The sequence below is a fragment of the Bacillus sp. NMCC46 genome (assembly GCF_002998465.1).
Lineage (GTDB): Bacteria > Bacillota > Bacilli > Bacillales > Bacillaceae > Bacillus.
Genome location: NZ_PVQZ01000002.1, coordinates 308,596 through 330,197, shown reverse-complemented (window position 1 = coordinate 330,197; position 21,602 = coordinate 308,596). Strand labels below are relative to the sequence as shown.

General features: G+C 42.3%; 21 protein-coding genes. 20 read left to right on the top strand and 1 reads right to left on the bottom strand.

Annotated features, from left to right (window positions below; translation table 11 throughout):
* Positions 1-115 precede the first annotated feature (115 nt).
* The 12 genes from gpr to mtaB all read left to right on the top strand — a co-directional run bounded on the left by gpr (position 116) and on the right by mtaB (position 14,086).
* Entirely contained in the window at positions 116-1,231 is a 1,116-nt protein-coding gene (gpr, locus tag C6Y01_RS07310; protein WP_106037998.1) for a GPR endopeptidase, read from the top strand.
* A gap of 66 nt (positions 1,232-1,297) precedes the next feature.
* Entirely contained in the window at positions 1,298-2,506 is a 1,209-nt protein-coding gene (locus tag C6Y01_RS07305; protein ID WP_034661367.1) for a stage II sporulation protein P, read from the top strand.
* Positions 2,507-2,520: 14 nt separating this feature from the next.
* A complete protein-coding gene (locus tag C6Y01_RS07300) occupies positions 2,521-2,853 on the top strand; it encodes a YqxA family protein (protein ID WP_034661365.1) in 333 nt (110 codons plus the stop codon).
* A 131-nt stretch (positions 2,854-2,984) separates the two neighbouring features.
* Entirely contained in the window at positions 2,985-4,823 is a 1,839-nt protein-coding gene (gene lepA, locus C6Y01_RS07295) for a translation elongation factor 4 (protein WP_024423038.1), read from the top strand.
* Between the two features lie 114 nt (positions 4,824-4,937).
* Positions 4,938-6,077: a radical SAM family heme chaperone HemW gene (gene hemW, locus C6Y01_RS07290; protein WP_106037997.1), complete on the top strand. Its 1,140-nt coding sequence runs from the start codon at positions 4,938-4,940 to the stop codon at positions 6,075-6,077.
* An 81-nt stretch (positions 6,078-6,158) separates the two neighbouring features.
* Entirely contained in the window at positions 6,159-7,190 is a 1,032-nt protein-coding gene (gene hrcA, locus C6Y01_RS07285; RefSeq protein WP_034661363.1) for a heat-inducible transcriptional repressor HrcA, read from the top strand.
* A 63-nt stretch (positions 7,191-7,253) separates the two neighbouring features.
* Positions 7,254-7,811 (top strand): nucleotide exchange factor GrpE, encoded by a 558-nt coding sequence (grpE, locus tag C6Y01_RS07280; protein WP_034661362.1) that lies wholly within the window; start codon positions 7,254-7,256, stop codon positions 7,809-7,811.
* Positions 7,812-7,835: 24 nt separating this feature from the next.
* Positions 7,836-9,677, top strand: coding sequence for a molecular chaperone DnaK (gene dnaK / locus C6Y01_RS07275; RefSeq protein ID WP_034661361.1), 1,842 nt, complete (start codon positions 7,836-7,838; stop codon positions 9,675-9,677).
* Positions 9,678-9,842: 165 nt separating this feature from the next.
* Positions 9,843-10,976, top strand: coding sequence for a molecular chaperone DnaJ (gene dnaJ / locus C6Y01_RS07270; protein WP_003217525.1), 1,134 nt, complete (start codon positions 9,843-9,845; stop codon positions 10,974-10,976).
* A 22-nt stretch (positions 10,977-10,998) separates the two neighbouring features.
* Positions 10,999-11,934, top strand: coding sequence for a 50S ribosomal protein L11 methyltransferase (prmA, locus tag C6Y01_RS07265; RefSeq protein ID WP_003217481.1), 936 nt, complete (start codon positions 10,999-11,001; stop codon positions 11,932-11,934).
* 23 nt (positions 11,935-11,957) lie between these two features.
* On the top strand, positions 11,958-12,728 hold the full coding sequence (locus tag C6Y01_RS07260) for a 16S rRNA (uracil(1498)-N(3))-methyltransferase (protein ID WP_034661360.1): 771 nt from the start codon (positions 11,958-11,960) through the stop codon (positions 12,726-12,728).
* Complete coding sequence (gene mtaB / locus C6Y01_RS07255) at positions 12,728-14,086, top strand: tRNA (N(6)-L-threonylcarbamoyladenosine(37)-C(2))-methylthiotransferase MtaB (RefSeq protein ID WP_106037996.1); 1,359 nt, start codon at positions 12,728-12,730, stop codon at positions 14,084-14,086. Before C6Y01_RS07260 ends, mtaB begins: the two co-directional genes overlap by 1 nt.
* Positions 14,087-14,127: 41 nt before the next feature.
* Here mtaB and C6Y01_RS07250 read toward each other — a convergent pair whose 3' ends face one another.
* Entirely contained in the window at positions 14,128-15,057 is a 930-nt protein-coding gene (locus C6Y01_RS07250; protein WP_106037995.1) for a Na/Pi symporter, read from the bottom strand.
* Between the two features lie 182 nt (positions 15,058-15,239).
* On the opposite strand from C6Y01_RS07250, the gene rpsU reads away from it, so the two are divergent.
* The 8 genes from rpsU to C6Y01_RS07210 all read left to right on the top strand — a co-directional run bounded on the left by rpsU (position 15,240) and on the right by C6Y01_RS07210 (position 21,540).
* Entirely contained in the window at positions 15,240-15,413 is a 174-nt protein-coding gene (gene rpsU, locus C6Y01_RS07245) for a 30S ribosomal protein S21 (protein WP_003152957.1), read from the top strand.
* 14 nt (positions 15,414-15,427) lie between these two features.
* Complete coding sequence (locus C6Y01_RS07240; protein ID WP_003217508.1) at positions 15,428-15,877, top strand: GatB/YqeY domain-containing protein; 450 nt, start codon at positions 15,428-15,430, stop codon at positions 15,875-15,877.
* Between the two features lie 141 nt (positions 15,878-16,018).
* Positions 16,019-17,332: an NfeD family protein gene (locus C6Y01_RS07235; protein ID WP_044139420.1), complete on the top strand. Its 1,314-nt coding sequence runs from the start codon at positions 16,019-16,021 to the stop codon at positions 17,330-17,332.
* Positions 17,333-17,358: 26 nt separating this feature from the next.
* Complete coding sequence (gene floA / locus C6Y01_RS07230) at positions 17,359-18,351, top strand: flotillin-like protein FloA (RefSeq protein ID WP_044139418.1); 993 nt, start codon at positions 17,359-17,361, stop codon at positions 18,349-18,351.
* A 31-nt stretch (positions 18,352-18,382) separates the two neighbouring features.
* The gene (locus C6Y01_RS07225) at positions 18,383-18,880 is read left to right on the top strand and encodes a hypothetical protein (RefSeq protein ID WP_106032755.1); all 498 of its coding nucleotides are present in this window, start codon (positions 18,383-18,385) and stop codon (positions 18,878-18,880) included.
* 206 nt (positions 18,881-19,086) lie between these two features.
* Positions 19,087-19,368 carry a sporulation protein YqfC gene (gene yqfC / locus C6Y01_RS07220; RefSeq protein WP_012010618.1) on the top strand — a complete coding sequence of 94 codons (282 nt, stop codon included), beginning with the start codon at positions 19,087-19,089 and terminating at the stop codon, positions 19,366-19,368.
* A gap of 18 nt (positions 19,369-19,386) precedes the next feature.
* Positions 19,387-20,577 carry a sporulation protein YqfD gene (gene yqfD, locus C6Y01_RS07215; protein ID WP_106037994.1) on the top strand — a complete coding sequence of 397 codons (1,191 nt, stop codon included), beginning with the start codon at positions 19,387-19,389 and terminating at the stop codon, positions 20,575-20,577.
* Between the two features lie 3 nt (positions 20,578-20,580).
* Positions 20,581-21,540 carry a PhoH family protein gene (locus C6Y01_RS07210; protein WP_044139415.1) on the top strand — a complete coding sequence of 320 codons (960 nt, stop codon included), beginning with the start codon at positions 20,581-20,583 and terminating at the stop codon, positions 21,538-21,540.
* Positions 21,541-21,602: the final 62 nt, after the last annotated feature.

Genomic DNA, 21,602 nt, shown 5'->3' with positions numbered 1-21,602 from the left:
CACACCTTTAGAATGCAATATAAATGTAAAGTATTTTTCATTGATGAAGCGCTCGAATGTTTCTTTAAAGAGATGGAAAGACTACTGTTAATTACTTGGTGGAAGGAGTCTTTTTATGGAGAAACAGAAACTTGATTTAAGTGCTTATCAAATCCGGACAGACTTGGCTGTTGAAACAAAAGAGATACTAGAACAAGAGAACGATCCGAATGTCGTCAAAAAGGACGGAATTCAAGGGATTGTCGAAAAGGAAAAAGAGGAGCATGGCATCCGTATACGCACAGTGGAGATCACGAAAGAAGGGGAGGAGCTGACCAGCAAAAAGACAGGAACATACTTGACGCTTGAGGCGCAGGGCATTCGGGAGAAAGATTCTGAGATGCAGGAAAAAGTCGTCGAAGTATTTGCGCGTCATTTTGCTCAGTTTTTAAAAGACCGAGGCATTCAGGCTGATGCGAGCTGTCTTGTAGTAGGACTAGGAAACTGGAATGTCACGCCAGATGCGCTAGGCCCGCTCACGGTTGAAAGCCTGCTTGTGACCCGGCATCTCTTTGAATTGCAGCCGGAAAATGTACAGGAAGGGTATCGCCCAGTGTCCTCTTTATCACCGGGAGTGATGGGACTGACCGGTATTGAAACAAGCGACATTATACAAGGTGTAATCGAGCGGTCCAAACCTGATTTTGTCATTGCAATCGATGCTCTTGCTGCTCGTGCAGTGGAACGGGTGAATACCACGATTCAAATCTCTGATACAGGCATCCATCCCGGTTCAGGTGTAGGGAATAAGCGGAAAGAATTAAGCAAAGAAACGTTGGGGATTCCAGTGATTGCGATTGGCGTTCCAACAGTGGTAGATGCAGTAACCATTGCAAGTGACACAATTGATTATGTCTTAAAGCATTTTGGTAGAGAACTGAAAGATGACCGGCCGTCCCGCTCTCTTGTGCCGGCTGGTTTGACTTTTGGGAAGAAAAAAGTGCTAAATGAAGAAGACTTACCAGATGAGGAAACGCGTCAATCATTTTTAGGTATCGTAGGGACTCTTCCGGAAGAAGAGAAACGGCAGCTGATCCATGAAGTACTTGCGCCGCTAGGGCAAAATTTAATGGTCACGCCTAAGGAAGTGGATACATTCATTGATGATATGGCAAACGTACTCGCCAATGGATTAAATACAGCACTCCATCAAAAAATCTCTCAAGATAACATGGGTTCTTATAATCATTAATCGGTTCTACTTTCTCTAGCTCGCTCATAGTGTAATTACTAGAAAGCGTGCTGGAGGGAGTAAATCATGAAAAAAAGACCCCGCCGTCCTCGACAGTTGGTCGTTGCGATTAATGGAACAAAAGTAGTGAAAAGCATTTTCTTATTTATAGCCTCGCTTGTTGTGGTGTTTGTGATGTCAGGGGCGTTGACATCTTTAAAGCCAGAGCTGAGGCCGCAAGCCTCGCTATATGGTGTAGCAGATGAGCTTTCCGGAGCGTTCTTCGCTACATTAATGGGTATGGAAAATCAATATTTCGCCTCAGCAGTCCCGAAAGATCAAAAAGGGTTTCATTTCTCTGGACTGTCACTCAAGCTTGCGACTAGTATCAATTTAGAAGACCCGCGTAGTTTTCTAGGGAGAGAACTCCCAGGTTTTGAACATTTTGATACAAAAATCATCTTAGCGGGTGAAGGAACAGACTATACCAACATGCCAATGGAATCGCCGCCGCCAAGTGAAGTCATCCAAGATGAAAAAGAAGCAAATTTGGCAGAGCTGGACAAGCTCGACAAAGATGTGCCGAAAAAGCCTGCGAAAGAGCCGGACCGGTCGACAGGAAAACGAAAAGCCGTGTACATTTACCACACGCATAATACGGAATCATATTTACCATTTTTAAAAGGAGAAACGAATCCAAACAATGCACGGCACTCAAAAGTGAATGTCACCCTTGTCGGCGACATGTTCGGAAAGGCGCTTGATCAGCAAGGAATCGGGAATACGGTCGACAAAACGGAAGTTGAAAAAAGGCTCCTGCAAAAAGGATTAAAGTATCCTCAATCTTATAATGAATCAAGATTGGTCGTAAAAGAAGCCTTAGCGAAAAATGATGACCTCGAATACTTAATTGATATCCACCGTGACTCAAGAAGAAAGAAAGACACCACTGTCGAGATCAAAGGAAAAAAATATGCGAGAATTGCGTTTGTTGTAGGGAAGAAGAATCAAAGCTATGAGAAAAATCTCAAGCTTGCGACGGAGTTCCACCATTTGATGGAGAAAAAATATAAAGGTCTCAGTGTCGGTGTGTTTGCCAAAGGAGAAATTGGCGATAATGGAATTTATAATCAAGATTTATCCGACAAAGCCCTACTTTTAGAATTTGGCGGAGTGGATAATAATATGGAAGAGTTGAAAAATGCATCCAATGCAGCAGCTGATGTCTTCAGCGACATTTTCTGGGACGCGGAAAAGGTGAACGGCAAAGCAAAGGATGAGAAAAAACGCTCTTAAGGTGGTGACGGTGCATGGGATCATTTATTGGAAAAACCATTATTTTAGGACTAGTCTTGCTATTTGGCGTCTTTTTAGGAATGCAGCAGGCGAATAATGGCATGCTGCAAATGAAGGGTTACCATGACCCACAATTAAAAGGCGCGTTCTCCATCCAAATGAACGACGATGAAGAACGAGAAGCCTCTATCTTAGGAACGGCTGTTACAGAAAAGGATCTTGCCGAAAAACAAAAGCAGCTTGAGGAAATAGAGAGCTTTAATGCCTTCTCCAAGGCAGGAAAAGCGCTGTCTGATGGCATGACACATGCAGCCCGTTCTCTTTATGATTGGATGAATGGGAAATAAACAAATCAATACCATATGACTAAAGCCGCTGACCGATGAGCGGCTTTTCTTGATTTCGATTGAATCTTTACAGCCCTATTGATATAATCTAAGCTAGCGCAACCCGCGTTTTATAGTAGGAGTGATAGATTGTGACAGATAAAGAAAAACGATTAGAACGGCAATCAAGAATTCGAAATTTCTCCATTATCGCCCATATTGACCATGGGAAATCCACATTGGCGGACCGTATTTTGGAAAAAACAGCGGCGATTACTCAGCGAGAAATGAAAGAACAATTACTTGATTCCATGGACTTAGAGCGTGAACGCGGCATAACGATTAAATTAAACTCTGTCCAGCTGAAATATAAGGCGAAGGATGGAGAAGAATATATTATGCACCTGATTGATACACCAGGGCATGTCGACTTCACCTATGAGGTATCTCGAAGCCTTGCTGCCTGTGAAGGTGCGATTCTTGTAGTAGATGCAGCACAAGGAATTGAAGCACAGACACTTGCGAACGTTTATTTAGCTCTTGATAACAACTTAGAGATTCTTCCGATTATCAATAAAATCGATCTGCCAAGTGCAGAGCCTGAGCGTGTAAGAGAAGAAATTGAAGATGTCATCGGGTTGGATGCGTCTGAAGCTGTTCTCACCTCTGCTAAGGCGGGTATTGGGATCGAAGATATTTTAGAACAAATCGTCGAAAAGGTGCCGGCACCTGCTGGAGACCCAGAAGCACCGCTTCAAGCTCTTATTTTTGATTCTCTCTACGATGCGTATCGCGGCGTTATTGCGTACATACGAATTGTTGAAGGAACCGTCAGACCAGGTCAGAAAATCAAAATGATGGCGACGGGCAAAGAATTTGAAGTGCTTGAAGTCGGCGTATTCACACCAAAAGCCATGCCGACAGATGAACTCACTGTTGGAGATGTTGGCTACTTAACAGCAGCGATTAAAAATGTCGGTGATACACGTGTGGGGGATACGATCACAAGTGCGGAGAACCCAGCGAAAGAAGCGCTGCCAGGATACAGAAAGCTGAACCCAATGGTGTACTGCGGACTTTATCCGATTGACACAGCGAAATATAATGACTTACGTGAAGCCCTAGAAAAGCTTGAATTAAATGATTCTTCCCTTCAATATGAGGCAGAGACATCCCAAGCACTTGGCTTCGGTTTCCGCTGCGGCTTTCTTGGAATGCTTCATATGGAAATCATCCAAGAACGGATTGAACGTGAATTCAAAATCGATCTTATTACGACAGCACCAAGTGTTATTTACGATGTGTATATGACAGACGGAGAAAAAATCGTCGTAGATAACCCGTCCAATCTGCCTGATCCGCAAAAGATTGAGCGAATTGAAGAACCATACGTAAAAGCAACAATGATGGTGCCGAATGACTATGTAGGCTCTGTCATGGAGCTTTGCCAAGGAAAGCGCGGCAATTTCATTGATATGCAATACCTTGATGCAAACCGAGTGAGCATTGTGTACGAAATTCCTTTGGCGGAGATCGTGTACGAATTCTTTGATCAGCTCAAGTCCAACACAAAAGGCTATGCGTCCTTTGACTATGAGCTGATTGGCTATCGCCCATCTACTCTAGTGAAAATGGATATCATGCTGAATGGCGAAAAAATCGATGCCCTTTCCTTTATTGTTCACCGTGATTACGCATATGAACGAGGCAAGATCATCGTAGAAAAGCTGAAAGAACTCATTCCACGCCAGCATTTTGAAGTACCAGTTCAAGCAGCGATTGGACAAAAAATCGTGGCTCGTTCTACCATTAAAGCGATGCGTAAAAACGTACTTGCTAAATGTTATGGTGGAGACATTTCCCGGAAAAGGAAGCTTCTTGAGAAGCAAAAAGAAGGGAAAAAGCGCATGAAGCAAGTGGGCTCTGTTGAAGTCCCGCAAGAAGCATTTATGGCTGTGCTGAAGATGGACGACAGCACACCAAAAAAATAACACCCTCAAGGCAACCTGCTTTACAATGTCAGCCTTGGCGTTTATAGTCGAAAACAAACAAAGGTGCCGCAGCGATAAACTGCGGCTCTTTACCTGTAAAGAAGGTGTCATCAAATGAAAGCAGCATACATTCATATTCCATTTTGTGAGCACATTTGCCACTATTGTGATTTCAATAAATTTTTCATTAAAACGCAGCCAGTCGATGAATACTTAGCGGCTCTTGAAAAAGAGATGCAGCACACGATCGAGCAAAAGGGCGAGCAAGAACTAAAGACGATCTTTATTGGCGGGGGAACGCCGACATCACTGACCGTCAGCCAGCTAGACCAGCTCATGAACAGCATTCACCGAGTGTTAAAACCGGCAAAACATCTGGTTGAATTTGCAGTGGAAGCAAACCCAGATGAATTATCACTCGAGAAGCTGCATGTGTTAAAAGCAGCCGGCGTCAATCGGCTAAGCTTTGGGGTGCAAACCTTTGAAGACGATTTACTCAAAAAAATCGGACGAGTTCATCAAAAGAAAGATGTCCTCACGTCTTTCCAGCGAGCAAGAGCCGTTGGATTTGACAACATTAGCCTCGACCTCATGTTTGGATTGCCGCATCAAGAAAAGCATCATGTGATGAATTCACTTGAGACAGCTTTCTCATTAGGGGCAGAGCATTATTCTGTCTACTCACTGATAGTGGAGCCGAAAACAGTTTTTTACAACTTAATGCAAAAAGGCAAACTGCATTTACCGCCGCAAGAACGTGAGGCTGAAATGTATGAGCTTGTGATGGATGAAATGGAGCGACATGGATTAAAGCAATACGAAATTAGCAATTACGCAAAACCTGGCTTTGAAAGCCAGCATAACCTGACCTATTGGAGCAATGAAGACTACTTCGGTTTCGGTGCAGGAGCACACGGGTATGTAGATGGCATCCGAAATGTGAACGCAGGGCCTGTGAAGCATTACTTGGAACTGATTGAGCAAACTGGGTTCCCGTATAAGGAAACTCATCAGATCACAAAAGCAGAGCAGATAGAAGAAGAAATGTTCTTAGGCCTTCGAAAGATCGAAGGGGTGAAAAGTGCCGACTTCCAAGCCAAATATGGTGCTGCACCAGAAGCTCTTTTTTCCACTGTTCTTGAAGAATTAGAAGAAAAAGGTCTCATTGTAAAAGATGACATCGGCATTCGTTTAACAAGAAAAGGGAAATTGTTAGGAAATGAAGTATTTCAAGCGTTTCTCGGTGAGTTATAATTGACATTTTAATTTGAGTTTGGTAATTTTGTTTATACAATTAGCACTCGTTGAAAGAGAGTGCTAACAGGGGTGATGATGATGTTAACAAATCGTCAGCTTTTGATTCTGCAAGTCATCATTAATGACTTTATTCGTTCGGCGCAGCCAGTTGGGTCAAGGACTCTTTCTAAAAAAGAGGACATCACATTCAGCTCTGCGACGATTAGAAACGAAATGGCTGATTTGGAGGAACTTGGTTTTATTGAAAAGACCCATTCTTCATCTGGAAGAATTCCTTCAGAAAAAGGATATCGTTATTATGTAGATCATTTGCTCTCTCCGCGAAAACTGTCGTCTAAAGAACTTGTGCTCATCCAGTCGGCTTTTCAGGAGAAAATTTTTGAGCTGGAAAAAACAGTTCAAAAATCGGCGGAAATTTTATCAGATCTCACAAACTATACATCGATTGTGCTTGGTCCAAAGCTGAGTGAAAATCGATTAAAGCAAATTCAACTTGTCCCCGTTCAGCCAAACAAAGCAGTAGCGATCATGATTACAGATAGCGGGCATGTTGAAAACAAAACCATTACCTTCTCTGAGCATCTCGATGTCTCCGATATTGAGAAGCTGATGAATATTTTGAATAGCCGATTAGCTGGCGTTCCAATGGACCAGCTGAAGGACAGGATGTATAAAGAAGTGGTCATGCTTCTGCGCACACATTTAAAAGATTATGATCACATTTTAGATGCGCTGGGCAGCACATTTACATCGACACAAAATGAATCAAAACTTTTCTTTGGCGGGAAGATTAATATGTTGAATCAGCCAGAGTTTCATGACATCGACCGCATTCGCTCACTCATGATGCTGATTGAGCAAAAGAATGATGTCATGCAGCTGTTTCATCCAAATCAGCAAGGAATCACCATTAAAATCGGTTCAGAAAACAATTTGGAAGCAATGGAGAACTGCAGTTTGATCACAGCCACTTATTCGATTGATCAAAAATCACTTGGCTCCATTGCCATCATCGGTCCAACCCGCATGGATTACGGGCGAGTCGTTAGTCTTTTGCATCATGTATCAAAAGACTTGTCAAACGCACTTTCCAATTTGTATGATGAGTAGGGTGATAAAAGATAGGGGCATTGCCCCTTCGTATTCTTGAATCTTTTGAGGGAGGTGAACACAATGTCAGAAGAAAAACAGACACCTGAGCAAGAAGCAGAGGTTGAAGCACAAGAAGAAGCAGTTCAAGCAGATACTGAGGAAGTAACACATGATGAACAGTCTGCCTTCCAAGAGAAAATCGATGAATTGCAGCAGCTTCTAGATGAAAAAGAAAACAAAATTCTGCGTGTTCAAGCAGATTTTGAAAACTATAAACGCCGTGCTCGAACTGAAGTGGAGACCGTGCAAAAATATCGTTCTCAACATGTTGTCAGCGATCTTCTCCCAGCTCTTGACAACTTTGAAAGAGCGCTTGGAATTGATCCAGACAATGAGCAGACGAAAAGTTTGTTAGAAGGAATGCAAATGGTTTACCGCCAGCTGGTAGAAGCGTTGAAAAATGAAGGCGTTGAACCGATTGAAGCTGTCGGCAAAGAGTTCGATCCAAACCTTCATCAAGCCGTCATGCAAGTTGAAGATGAAAACGTCGATTCAAATATCGTAGTAGAAGAATTGCAAAAGGGCTATAAACTCAAAGACCGAGTTATTCGTCCATCAATGGTAAAAGTAAATCAATAACTACATAATGGGAGGTCATCGATTATGAGTAAAATCATTGGGATTGACTTAGGAACAACAAACTCATGTGTTGCAGTACTTGAAGGCGGAGAGCCAAAAGTTATTGCAAACGCTGAAGGAGCACGTACAACACCATCTGTTGTCGCTTTTAAAAACGGAGAGCGCCAAGTTGGTGAAGTAGCGAAACGTCAATCAATTACAAACCCGAACACGATCATGTCTGTTAAAAGACATATGGGTACAGATTATAAAGTAGAAGTTGAAGGCAAGAACTATACACCGCAGGAAATCTCTGCAATCATTCTTCAACACCTTAAATCTTATGCTGAAGGCTATCTTGGCGAAGAAGTAACAAAAGCTGTTATCACAGTTCCTGCTTACTTCAACGATGCAGAACGCCAAGCAACAAAAGATGCTGGTAAAATTGCTGGTCTTGAAGTAGAACGTATCATCAACGAACCAACAGCAGCTGCACTTGCGTATGGTTTAGATAAAACAGAAGAAGATCAAACGATTCTTGTATACGACCTTGGCGGCGGTACATTTGACGTATCAATCCTTGAGCTTGGAGACGGGGTCTTTGAAGTACGCTCAACTGCTGGTGACAACCGTCTTGGTGGAGACGATTTTGACCAAGTTATCATTGATCACCTAGTAGCTGAATTCAAAAAAGAAAATGGTATTGACCTTTCTAAAGATAAAATGGCGCTTCAGCGTTTAAAAGATGCTGCTGAAAAAGCGAAAAAAGATCTTTCTGGTGTATCTTCTACACAAATCTCATTGCCATTTATCACAGCTGGAGAAGCAGGTCCTCTTCACCTTGAATTAACGCTGACGCGTGCTAAATTCGAAGAGCTATCTGCAGATCTTGTAGAGCGTACAATGACACCTGTACGTCAATCATTGAAAGATGCTGGTTTATCTGCTAGCGAGATTGATAAAGTCATCCTTGTTGGTGGATCAACTCGTATTCCTGCAGTACAAGAAGCAATCAAAAAAGAAACAGGCAAAGAGCCTCATAAAGGTGTAAACCCTGATGAAGTGGTTGCTCTTGGTGCGGCGATCCAAGGGGGAGTCATCACAGGAGATGTCAAAGACGTTGTTCTTCTTGACGTAACACCACTTTCTTTAGGAATTGAAACAATGGGCGGCGTATTCACGAAGCTGATTGAACGTAATACAACCATTCCAACAAGTAAATCTCAAGTATTCTCAACGGCTGCTGACAACCAAACAGCGGTAGACATCCATGTCCTGCAAGGTGAGCGCCCAATGGCTGCAGACAACAAAACATTAGGCCGTTTCCAATTGACTGACATCCCGCCAGCACCACGCGGCGTACCGCAAATCGAAGTATCTTTTGATATCGATAAAAACGGTATTGTCAACGTACGTGCGAAAGATATGGGTACAGGCAAAGAGCAAAACATCACAATCAAATCTTCTTCAGGTCTTTCTGATGATGAGATCGAAAAAATGGTGAAAGAAGCAGAAGAAAATGCTGAAGCAGATGCGAAGAAAAAAGAAGAAATCGAAGTGCGCAATGAAGCAGATCAATTAGTGTTTACAACTGAAAAAACATTAAAAGATCTAGAAGGCAAAATCGATGAAGAGCAAGTGAAAAAAGCAAACGACGCGAAAGATGCACTGAAAGCTGCGATCGAAAAAGGCGAGCTTGAAGACATCAAAGCGAAAAAAGATGAGCTGCAAACAATCGTTCAAGAACTAACGACAAAGCTCTATGAAGAAGCTGCAAAACAAGCACAAGCTCAGCAAGAAGGCGGCGCTGAAGGTGCTCAAAAAGCAGATGACAATGTAGTGGATGCAGAATACGAAGAAGTAAACGACGATCAAGAGAAAAAATAATCACCTTTACTTTTGAAAAAGACTGCTGAAACGTACTCGTCAGAAAGTCAAAGTCAGGATCTCTTGGCTTTGACTTTTTTTCTTTCCAATGATGAAAGCAATTGAAAAAGGTCAAATCAAAATGATACAATCGTATTTATGTGAGAAAATCGGGAGTGTGAAGAGATGAGTAAGCGTGATTACTATGAAGTGCTTGGCGTGAGTAAGAGCGCCTCAAAAGACGAGATCAAAAAAGCATACCGCAAGCTTTCAAAAAAGTATCACCCTGATATTAATAAAGAAGCTGGCTCAGATGAGAAATTCAAAGAAGTAAAAGAAGCCTATGAAACCCTTTCTGACGATCAAAAACGTTCGCAATATGACCAGTTCGGTCATACCGATCCAAACCAAGGCTTTGGCGGCGGCGGTTTTGGCGGAGGAGGAGACTTTGGCGGCTTCGGCGGCTTTGATGACATTTTCTCTAGTATTTTTGGCGGCGGAGCCAGAAGAAGAGATCCAAATGCACCGCGTCAAGGAGCAGACCTGCAATATACAATGACGCTTTCATTTGAAGAAGCAGCATTTGGGAAAGAAGCAACGATTGAAATCCCTCGCGAGGAATCATGTGAAACATGTCATGGATCAGGGGCAAAGCCTGGGACAGAAGCAAAGACTTGTTCACATTGCGGCGGCTCTGGTCAATTAAATGTTGAGCAGTCAACTCCGTTTGGTAAAGTGGTCAACCGCAGAGTATGTAACTACTGCAGCGGAACAGGAAAACAAATCGATCACAAATGTTCTACATGTGGCGGCTCTGGTAAAGTGCGTAAGCGTAAGAAAATCAATGTAACGATCCCAGCAGGTGTTGACGATGGTCAGCAGCTCAGAGTGTCTGGTCAAGGGGAACCAGGTGTAAATGGAGGACCTCCAGGCGATCTATTTGTTGTGTTCCATGTGCGTTCGCATGAATTCTTCGAACGTGATGGAGATGACATTTACTGCGAAATGCCGCTAACTTTTGCACAGGCTGCATTAGGTGACGAAATTGAAGTGCCGACATTACACGGTAAAGTGAAATTGAAAGTCCCTGCTGGCACGCAAACTGGCACGAAGTTTAGACTCAAAGGAAAAGGTGTGAAGAATGTACGCGGCTATGGCCAAGGCGATCAGCATATCGTTGTACGAGTCGTCACACCGACAAATTTAACGGACAATCAAAAAGATATCATTAGAAAATTTGCTGAAGTGAGCGGAAATAAACCGGACGAACAAGAAATGAGCTTCTTCGATAAGGTGAAACGTGCATTTAAAGGCGAGTAAGACGGATAAGGAGTTGGTAGTATTGAAGTGGTCAGAAATTAGCGTCCATACAACAAATGAAGCGGTGGAACCGATCACCAATATTTTGCATGAAGCAGGTGCTAGTGGTGTCGTGATTGAGGACCCGCTTGATTTAGTCAAGGAACGTGAAAATGTATACGGTGAGATCTACCAGCTCGATCCGAATGACTATCCTGAAGAAGGGGTCATCGTCAAAGCCTATCTTCCAATGAACAGCTTTTTAATGGAAACGGTAGATGAGATCAAAGAAGCCATCAATAATCTTCTTCTATACGATATTGATCTTGGACGAAATACGCTGTCCATTTGTGAAGTAAATGAAGAAGAATGGGCCACGGCATGGAAAAAATACTATCATCCTGTGAAAATCTCTGAAAAATTCACCATCGTTCCAACATGGGAAGAATATACTCCGGTTCATTCTGATGAACTGATTATTGAAATGGACCCAGGAATGGCCTTTGGAACAGGGACACATCCAACAACCGTTCTTTGTATTCAGGCGCTTGAGCGCTATGTGAAGGAAAACGATACGGTGATTGATGTTGGAACAGGCTCCGGGATTTTAAGTGTGGCAGCAGCGATGGTTGGTGCAAAGGACATTCAAGCCTTTGATCTCGACACCGTTGCGGTTGAAAGTGCGAAGCAAAACATCGAGCTAAATGGTGTAAGCGAACAAGTGACGGTCAAGCAAAACAACTTACTTGATGGGATTTCAGGTGAACGTGATGTGATCGTCGCCAACATTCTCGCAGAAGTGATTTTGCGCTTTACAGATCAAGCCTATGACTTATTGAAGAAAGATGGCTATTTCATTACATCAGGCATCATTGGACAAAAGAAATTACAAGTCAAAACAGCACTAGAAGAAGCAGGTTTTGACATTGTTGAAGTGCTGTCAATGGAAGATTGGGTCAGCATTATAGCGAAAAAATAAAGCGAGTAGGTGTCAGGACACGTATGCAACGATATTTTATCGACCTCACGAAAGAAGAAGTGATCGCAAAGGGATCTATCGTCATCAATGGTGAAGATGTACATCACCTTTCCAACGTCATGCGCATGAAAGCAGGGCAGGAAATCCTTTGCTTAACGACAGACGGCTTTGAAGCGCTCAGTAAAATTGATACAATAACAAAGGAAGAAGTCATTTGTCACGTTGAAGGCTGGACAAATCAGGACAGAGAGCTTCCGGTAAAAGTAACAATTGCGAGCGGTCTTCCAAAAGGAGATAAGCTTGAGCTGATTATCCAAAAAGGCACAGAGCTTGGCGCAAGTGCATTTATCCCATTTCAAGCGGCTCGTTCTATTACAAAACTTGACCAAAAGAAGTCACATAAAAAACGAGAGCGCTGGGAGAAAATCGCGAAAGAAGCAGCTGAACAGTCCTACCGGAATATCATTCCTCGTGTTGATCCAGTATCAACATTTAAAGAGCTGACTCAATTAGCTGGTGAATTCGATAAATGTGTCGTTGCATACGAAGAATCATCGAAAGAAGGAGAGCAAAGCCGCTTTCAAACTGTGCTTCAACAGATGAAAGGCGGACAAACCTTGCTAGTGGTTTTTGGCCCTGAAGGCGGTTTGGCAGAAAAGGAGATTGACGAGCTTGAAACGCTTGGTGCAGTCATTTGCGGGCTCGGACCACGCATTTTAAGAACGGAAACAGCTCCTCTTTACGCGCTTTCTGCTATATCTTATCAAACAGAGTTATTAAGAGGTGAATCATGATGGGAACAGTAGCGTTCCATACACTTGGCTGTAAGGTCAATCACTATGAAACAGAAGCGATCTGGCAGCTGTTTAAAGAAGCAGGCTATGAAAGAAAAGAGTATGAATCAAAAGCAGACGTATATGTCATTAATACATGTACGGTCACGAATACAGGCGATAAGAAAAGCCGCCAAGTTATTAGAAGAGCCATTCGTCATAACCCGGATGGTGTCATTTGTGTAACAGGCTGTTATGCGCAAACATCTCCAGCAGAAATTATGGCGATTCCTGGCGTTGATATTGTCGTTGGAACACAAGACAGACATAAATTACTCGATTACATTGAAGAATATCGCAGAGAAAGACAGCCGATTAATGGGGTTGGCAATATCATGAAAGCACGTGTGTTTGAAGAACTCGATGTTCCTGCATTTACAGACAGAACACGCGCTTCATTAAAAATCCAAGAAGGCTGTAACAATTTCTGTACATTCTGCATTATTCCTTGGGCTCGCGGACTTCTTCGTTCTCGTAATCCAGAAGAGGTCATCAACCAAGCGCAGCAGCTTGTGGATGCCGGCTATAAAGAAATTGTATTAACAGGTATTCACACAGGCGGATACGGAGAAGACTTAAAGGATTATAACTTTGCAAAGCTTCTGAAAGAATTAGATGAACGTGTCATCGGTTTAAAACGAATCCGTATTTCATCTATCGAAGCAAGCCAAATTACAGATGAAGTGATTGAAGTGCTTGATCAGTCAGATAAGATTGTCAGACACTTGCACATCCCGCTTCAATCTGGCTCGAATACAGTCCTGAAAAGAATGCGCCGTAAATATACGATGGAATTCTTTGCAGAGCGTTTAACAAAGCTGAAAAAAGCATTGCCAGGCCTTGCTGTCACCTCTGATGTGATTGTTGGATTCCCTGGGGAAACAGAGGAAGAGTTTTTGGAAACGTACAATTTTGTCAAAGACCATCAATTCTCTGAACTACACGTATTCCCTTACAGCAAACGTACAGGTACGCCAGCTGCAAGAATGGAAGATCAAGTGGATGAAAATGTGAAAAACGAACGCGTCCACCGCTTGATTGCTCTTTCTGACCAGCTTGCGAAAGAATATGCATCAGCTTATGAAGGAGATGTCCTAGAGATTATTCCGGAAGAATCCTTCAAAGAACAAGAAGGAAAGCACAATCTTTATGTGGGATATACAGATAACTATATGAAGGTTGTTTTTGAAGGAACAGAGGACATGATCGGCCGTTTGGTCAAAGTGAAAATCATGAAAGCGGGTTATCCTTATAACGAAGGACAATTCGTTCGTATCAGTGATGATGTGCAAACAGACAAAGTGAGAATGACCTCATAATAGATAAAAAAACCGGCTGCCAAAAGGGCAAGCTGGTTTTTTTATTTTGACTGATTTGGTAAAAGACATAAGATCAATGTGTGAAATGGATGAATGAACGGGAAGAAAAGCAAAGAGCTTGCCACATTAAACAGCAGGCTGAAGTGCGCAATTTGCTGGGCTGGAGCGTTTGCAAGAAGGGCGACGAATTCCGTCATCATGGCGAGAAATGGGAGACATAAAAGCACGCCGAGCACATTAAACAAAACGTGTGCATAAGCCGTTTGACGTGCTGCATAGCCGCCAGATATGGCAGCCATTACGGCTGTAATACATGTCCCGATATTTGACCCTAACACAAAGCTGATGCCTTCCTGAAGTCCAACAGTTCCTTCATTCATAAACCCCATTAAAATGCCGATACAGACGGAGCTCGAATGAACAATCGCTGTGAAAATGGTACCCGAAAGCAGCGCCGTCCAGTCAGAATGCTGCATCATTTCAAGAAAGCGCAATGTCTCAGGCTGACTTGTCATCATACCTGCAATTTTAGAAAAGCCTTGAATACAAAAAAAGATCATCCCGAGCCCAAATATACTTTTTCCTGCATGCCTAAAAGATTTTCTGCCAAACATGATGCATATCAGACCAGCTAGGATCAAGACCCACATGAAAACATCCATTTTAATGGCGATAAATTCTGTTGTAAACGTAGAGCCAATATTGGTACCAAGAATCATTGGAATGGATTTTTTAAAAGAGAGAATACCTGTACTGACAAAGCCAATCACGATGACCATAAACGCTGAACTGCTTTGAAGAATCCCTGTAAATACGATGCTGACTAAGAATGCTTTTACCGGATGATCTGTAAAGAGAAGAAGTGATTTCTCAATACGAGACGACGCAAGCGCCATTAATCCTTTTCTCAGCAAACCCATTGACCATAAAAAAATGAAAATAAGTGCACAAAAATAAATGATCGCCATCATAGAAAAGTCCTCCTCTTACCAATGAATATATGGACTTGTCTACCTGCTCATGACGAAAATATATTTCCAAATCACTTAGTTGACCTCACACTAGGCTTATATTATAATATCTAGGTACATGTTTTGCATGTATATCTTTTTTTAATGCAGTCGATTGGTGTATTCGGAGGGAGGGAAAGAGAATGTCAAAAACGGTCGTTAGAAAAAACGAATCGCTTGAAGATGCTCTTCGTCGCTTTAAACGCAGTGTATCCAAAACTGGAACATTGCAAGAAGCAAGAAAGCGTGAATTTTATGAAAAGCCTAGCGTAAAGCGCAAGAAAAAGTCTGAAGCTGCTAGAAAACGTAAATTCTAAAGAGGGTGGATTTTATGAGTCTTCTTGAGCAATTAAATTCTGATATGAAGCTTTTTATGAAAAACCGTGAGAAAGACAAGCTTGTTGTCATTCGGATGGTTAAGGCTTCGCTCCAAAATGAAGCAATTAAGCTTAAGAAAGACAGTTTGACCGGCGATGAGGAACTAACCGTCCTTTCCCGCGAGATTAAGCAACGTAAAGACTCCCTCCATGAATTTTCGAAAGCTAATCGCTTAGATTTAGTAGATAAAGTTCAAAAAGAGATTGACATCTTAGACGTTTATTTACCTGAACAGCTTTCTGAAGAAGAACTGCAAACGATCGTGAAAGAAACGATCGCTGAAACAGGTGCTTCATCGAAGACTGATATGGGTAAAGTCATGAGCGCTATTATGCCAAAAGTAAAAGGTAAAGCTGATGGAGCTGTCATTAACAGACTTGTCAGCGAACAGCTGTCTCAATAAAAAAGTATCCTTCTATTGTTAGAAGGGTACTTTTTTTATACCTTCATCATTCTGTCATATAAAAATGAAACCTATGATACATTTGTAACGTATGTAAAGGAACGGTAAAATGGAAGATAGAGAGGAGGGATCACCAAATAGATGAAAAAAATAAAAATTTCTATTGCTCTCTTCAGTTGTTTTATAATATGCTTATTATTAGGGGTTCAATTGACCGCGAAATCAGTAGATCAAAAAGTTCATGTTATCCCAATTGAAGATACAGTAGAAAAAGGACTTTCTCAATTTATTGAACGATCATTTGAGCAGGCAAAGTCCGAACGAGCGAAACATATCATTCTAGACATCAATACACCAGGTGGTGCAGTCGATGCGGCGCTTGAGATCGCAGATACCATTCGTGCGTCTGATATTCCTGTGACAGCGTTTGTGAATCATAGAGCGCTTTCTGCTGGGGCATTCCTTGCACTAAATGCCGACGATATTTATATGACCCCAAATGGAAAGATGGGGGCTGCTGCGATCATTGATGGAGAAGGCAATGCTGCCGACCAAAAATCTGAATCGCTATGGCTTGCTGAAATGAGTGACGCTGCCGAAAAGCAGGGGCGTGATCCAAAGTATGCACTTGCAATGGCAGATGTAGATATAGACGCAAAAGAAGCTGGTGCACCAAAAGGAGAATTGCTCACCTTCAACACAGACCGTGCGCTTCAATTCGGTTATGCAGAAGGGGAAGCGAAAAATATGGATGACTTGCTTCAGAAGCTGAAGTTAGCCGACGCTTCTGTTCAATACGATGAAGTGAGCTTTGCTGAAAAGGTTGCGCGCTTTCTCACGCACCCGATCGTCATTCCAATCCTTTTATCCATCGCAAGCTTAGGGTTAATTGTTGAGCTCTATTCTCCTGGCTTTGGGATTCCAGGCACGATGGGAGTGACAGCGCTTCTTTTATTCTTTTATGGTCATCTCGTGGCTGGTTTTGCAGGATATGAGACGTTGTTCCTGTTTTTAGCAGGGATATTGCTCATGATTCTGGAATTGTTTTTGCCGGGGGGAATCGTAGGTGTCATTGGACTGATCTGTGTGGTTGTCAGCTTATTTTTAGCAGCTGGAAGCTTTACAGAAATGGCGATTTCCATCTTGATTGCCACTGCTGTTTCAATCATAGCAGTTATTATATTGACAAAGGTGTTGGGGAAACGTATGAAATTTTTCAAAAAGTTCATTTTAACCGATTCAACCAATAAGGAAAGCGGTTATGTCTCAAATGAAACAAGAGAAGATCTTGTTGGGCAAATCGCGGTGACAGCAACCGCACTTCGTCCGTCAGGTACAATAGTATTTGGAGATGAGCGCATTGATGTTGTATCAGAAGGTGCATTCATCGATAAGGATGAACAAGTAAAAATTGTGAAAGCGGAAGGCTCACGCATTGTCGTGAGGAAAGTATAGATAACTGATTTTATAGGAGGAATAAAATGGATCCATCTACTTTACTATTATTTGTGATTATCGCAGCAGGTCTGATCGTTCTATCGATCTTCTTCACCTTTGTACCGGTGATGCTGTGGATTTCTGCCCTAGCGGCTGGCGTAAAGGTAAGCATTTTTACACTTGTAGGAATGAGACTTCGCCGCGTCATTCCAAACCGAGTGGTCAACCCGCTCATCAAAGCACATAAAGCAGGTCTTGATGTGACGATTAACCAATTAGAAAGTCACTACCTTGCAGGTGGTAACGTTGACCGTGTTGTAAATGCATTGATCGCGGCTCAACGTGCGAATATCGAATTGAACTTTGCACGCTGTGCAGCGATCGACCTAGCAGGCCGTGACGTACTTGAAGCTGTACAAATGAGTGTAAACCCTAAAGTCATTGAAACACCATTTATCTCTGGTGTGGCAATGGACGGGATTGAAGTAAAAGCAAAAGCACGTATTACAGTTCGTGCAAACATCGAACGACTTGTCGGTGGTGCAGGGGAAGAAACAATCATTGCTCGTGTAGGTGAAGGGATTGTCTCTACAATCGGTTCATCAAATAATCATAAAAAGGTTCTAGAAAATCCAGATATGATTTCTCAAACGGTTCTTGGTAAAGGATTAGATTCAGGTACTGCGTTTGAAATTCTCTCGATTGATATTGCAGATGTGGATATCGGTAAGAACATCGGGGCAATTTTGCAAACAGACCAAGCAGAAGCAGATAAAAACATTGCACAGGCAAAAGCGGAAGAACGCCGCGCAATGGCTGTTGCCCAGGAGCAAGAAATGCGTGCAAGAGTTGAAGAAATGCGCGCGAAAGTTGTAGAAGCAGAGGCTGAAGTACCACTTGCCATGGCTGAAGCATTACGTGAAGGGAATATTGGAGTCATGGACTACATGAATATTAAGAATATCGATGCTGATACGGACATGAGAGATTCATTTGGTAAAATGACAAAAGGTCCATCTGATAATGAAAACAAATAAGCATCCTCTCACGCTTTAAGGAGGGAGCCCAATGGACATTCTATTTGAAAATCCGTTACTAATTGCGATTATCATCGGTATCATCTCTGCTGTCTTTGGGAAAATCGGCAAACAAGAGGAGAACGAACAAAAGAATCAGCAAAACAAGCCAGCTCCTCAGCGTAAGCAGATGCCCCAAAAGCAAACAAAACAAACAAGTCCAGATCCAGTCGTGACGGATCAGATGGACGATTTCGGCGATGTACATGATCATGGCGGGATGAAGAAAAAAACATCTCAATCCTTACAGGACCGCTATACCGATACACTTGCCGAAATGGAAGAAAGAAAAAGCGAGCTGAATAGAGAATTCCAATCGCTTGAAAGAGAACTGACAAGGCCAAAGGCTGCTTCTGCCGAAGTGAAGCCAAAGATCATTGAGAAGCTCAACCAAGATACAATTGTTCAGGGGATGATCCTTGGAGAAGTATTTGGAGAGCCGCGCGCGAAAAAGCCGCACAGAACGATGAAACGGCCATATAACAGATAAACAAGAAAGTCCCATATAAAGGGGCTTTTTTTTTGTTTGACCTGATGGAGATTTCTCGCAGTAAAAATGATGAAACGGCTGTTTTGCGGGATTCATTAGCATGATCTGAACCGCTGAGGAATAGGATGATATAGAGACTTTCTCATCAGTCTCACCATCTTTCAGTTTGATCTCATACACATGGGGCGGGAAGGGGTTCTAATTGAATGGGAAAAAGAAAAAATCGACTTAAAGCATGGCTGACAAGAACACTTGAAATCCCTCCAGACGTCATGATGGATCTTCCCCGTATTACGATGGTTGGCAGACTCCACATTTACATAGAGAATCATAAAGGGCTGTTACTTTTCAGTGATCAAGAGGTAAGGCTGATGCTCAAACAAGGACAATGCATTATTTCAGGGAAAGATTTTGTGATTAAAACGATTTTGCCAGAAGAGATCTTATTAGAAGGGAAAATCGATGAGGTCCGTTATATTGATTCTTAACTGACGGAGGGGAGAAGTGTGAAGAATAAATGGTTCGCCTATTTTATTGGCAGAGTGGAAGTGGAAATCAAGGGAGACGGCATTGAGCGGCTCATCAATGAGTGCACGAGACAGGGGATCACAATGTTTCAAGTGAGCCGCCGTCAAGACAGCGTGCGCTTATTTATTCGCTTATCAGATGTACATGCCTTCAGAAAAGTACAAAGACATCATGAGGTAACATGTTCATTTCATCAAAAGAAGGGATTTCCGTTTCTTCTCCTATGGTCAAGGAAGAATATTGGGTTTACCCTTGGGATTGTGTTCTTTCTAGTGACGATATTGGCACTTTCAAACATGGTGTGGAAAATTGATATTAAAGGAGCCAATCCAGAAACTGAACATCAGATGAGAAAGCATTTAGACGAGATTGGTGTGCAAAAAGGCCGTTTTCAGTTTCTAATGGGAACACCTGAAAAAATTCAAAAATCACTGACCGCCAATATTCAAAGCATTACATGGGTTGGCGTTGAACTAAACGGTACAACATTTCAAATGAAAGTTGTGGAAAAAAATGAGCCGGAAAAAGAGAAATATACGAGTCCACAGCATATTGTGGCCAAGAAGAAGGCGGTCATCACGAGAATGTATGTGGAAAAAGGGGAGCCGCTTGCCGCAGTTGATGAACATGTGAAGAAAGGACAAATGCTCGTCTCTGGCCTCATCGGCAGCGAAGACCAGCAAAAAACGGTTGGTGCTAAAGCGAAAATTTATGGTGAAACGTGGTATCGTTCTGAAGTTTCTGTCCCTCTTCGAACATCTTTTGATGTCTTTACGGGTAAAATGAAGACAAAGCACAAGCTCTCCGCATTTGGAGGTTCAATGCCATTTTGGGGCTTTTCCTTTAAAAAAGATGATTTTAAGCAGCCAAAAACAGAAACTGAAGTTCACCCACTCCATTTCTTAAACTTCCAGCTCCCATTTTCCTATGAAAAAGAAACGACACGCGAAAGCGAAAAAATAAACCGGAAATACACAAATAAAGAAGCGGTTCAAGCAGGGATTAAAATGGGTAAAAAAGAATTAGAAGAGAAGCTAGGTCAAACAGGAGAGGTGAAAAGTGAAAAAGTTTTGCACGAGGCAACAGGGAATGGTAAAGTTAAGTTAATCATCCTTTACCAAGTAATAGAAGATATTGTTCAACCAACACCTATTGTTCAGGGAGACTAGAGAATGACAGAACATTTACTTGAAATTCAACAAAAATTAGATAGCCCAAACGAAGCGATTGCTTTATTTGGAAATCAAGATGCTTATCTGAAACTGATGGAAAACGAGCTGAATGTCTCCATTATTACGCGCGGAGAAAAGGTGTATGTTTCTGGTCAGGAAGCATCAAGAGAAACAGCGAGCCGTCTGATTACATCTCTCTTACATCTCATCCAAAAAGGAATTGAGATTTCTGAACGGGATGTCGTCTATGCCATTAAAATGGCGCAAAAAGACAAGCTCAATTATTTTGAAAATATGTATGAAGATGAAATTACGAAAAATGCAAAAGGAAAGTCAATCAGAGTAAAAACCATTGGCCAGCGGGAATATGCTGCGGCAATGAAAAAAGATGACTTGGTCTTTGGAATTGGACCAGCTGGAACAGGGAAGACGTATTTGGCAGTCGTCAACGCGGTACATGCACTGAAAAATGGACATGTGAAACGGATTATCCTGACAAGACCAGCTGTTGAAGCAGGAGAAAGTCTTGGCTTTTTACCAGGTGATCTAAAGGAAAAAGTAGATCCTTATTTAAGACCACTATATGATGCCTTGCATGATGTGCTTGGCAGTGATCATACGGAACGTTTAATCGAGCGCGGCGTGATTGAAATAGCGCCTCTTGCCTACATGAGAGGGCGGACACTCGATGATGCATTTGTTATTTTAGATGAAGCGCAGAATACGACGCCTGCCCAAATGAAAATGTTTTTGACGAGACTTGGGTTTGGCTCTAAAATGGTCATTACAGGAGATATTACACAGATTGATCTGCCGAAGGGCATGCAGTCTGGCCTTGCAGCTGCAAAGGACATGCTTGCAGAGATCAAGGGCATTTCATTTATTGAGCTAGACCAGACAGATGTGGTCAGACACCCGCTTGTGGCGAAGATCATCGGAGCATACGAAAAGCAAAAATGAACTTAGTGACCCGATCGTCTTCATCGGGTCATTTTGTTTCGATCGTGGTTTAAAGTAAAAAA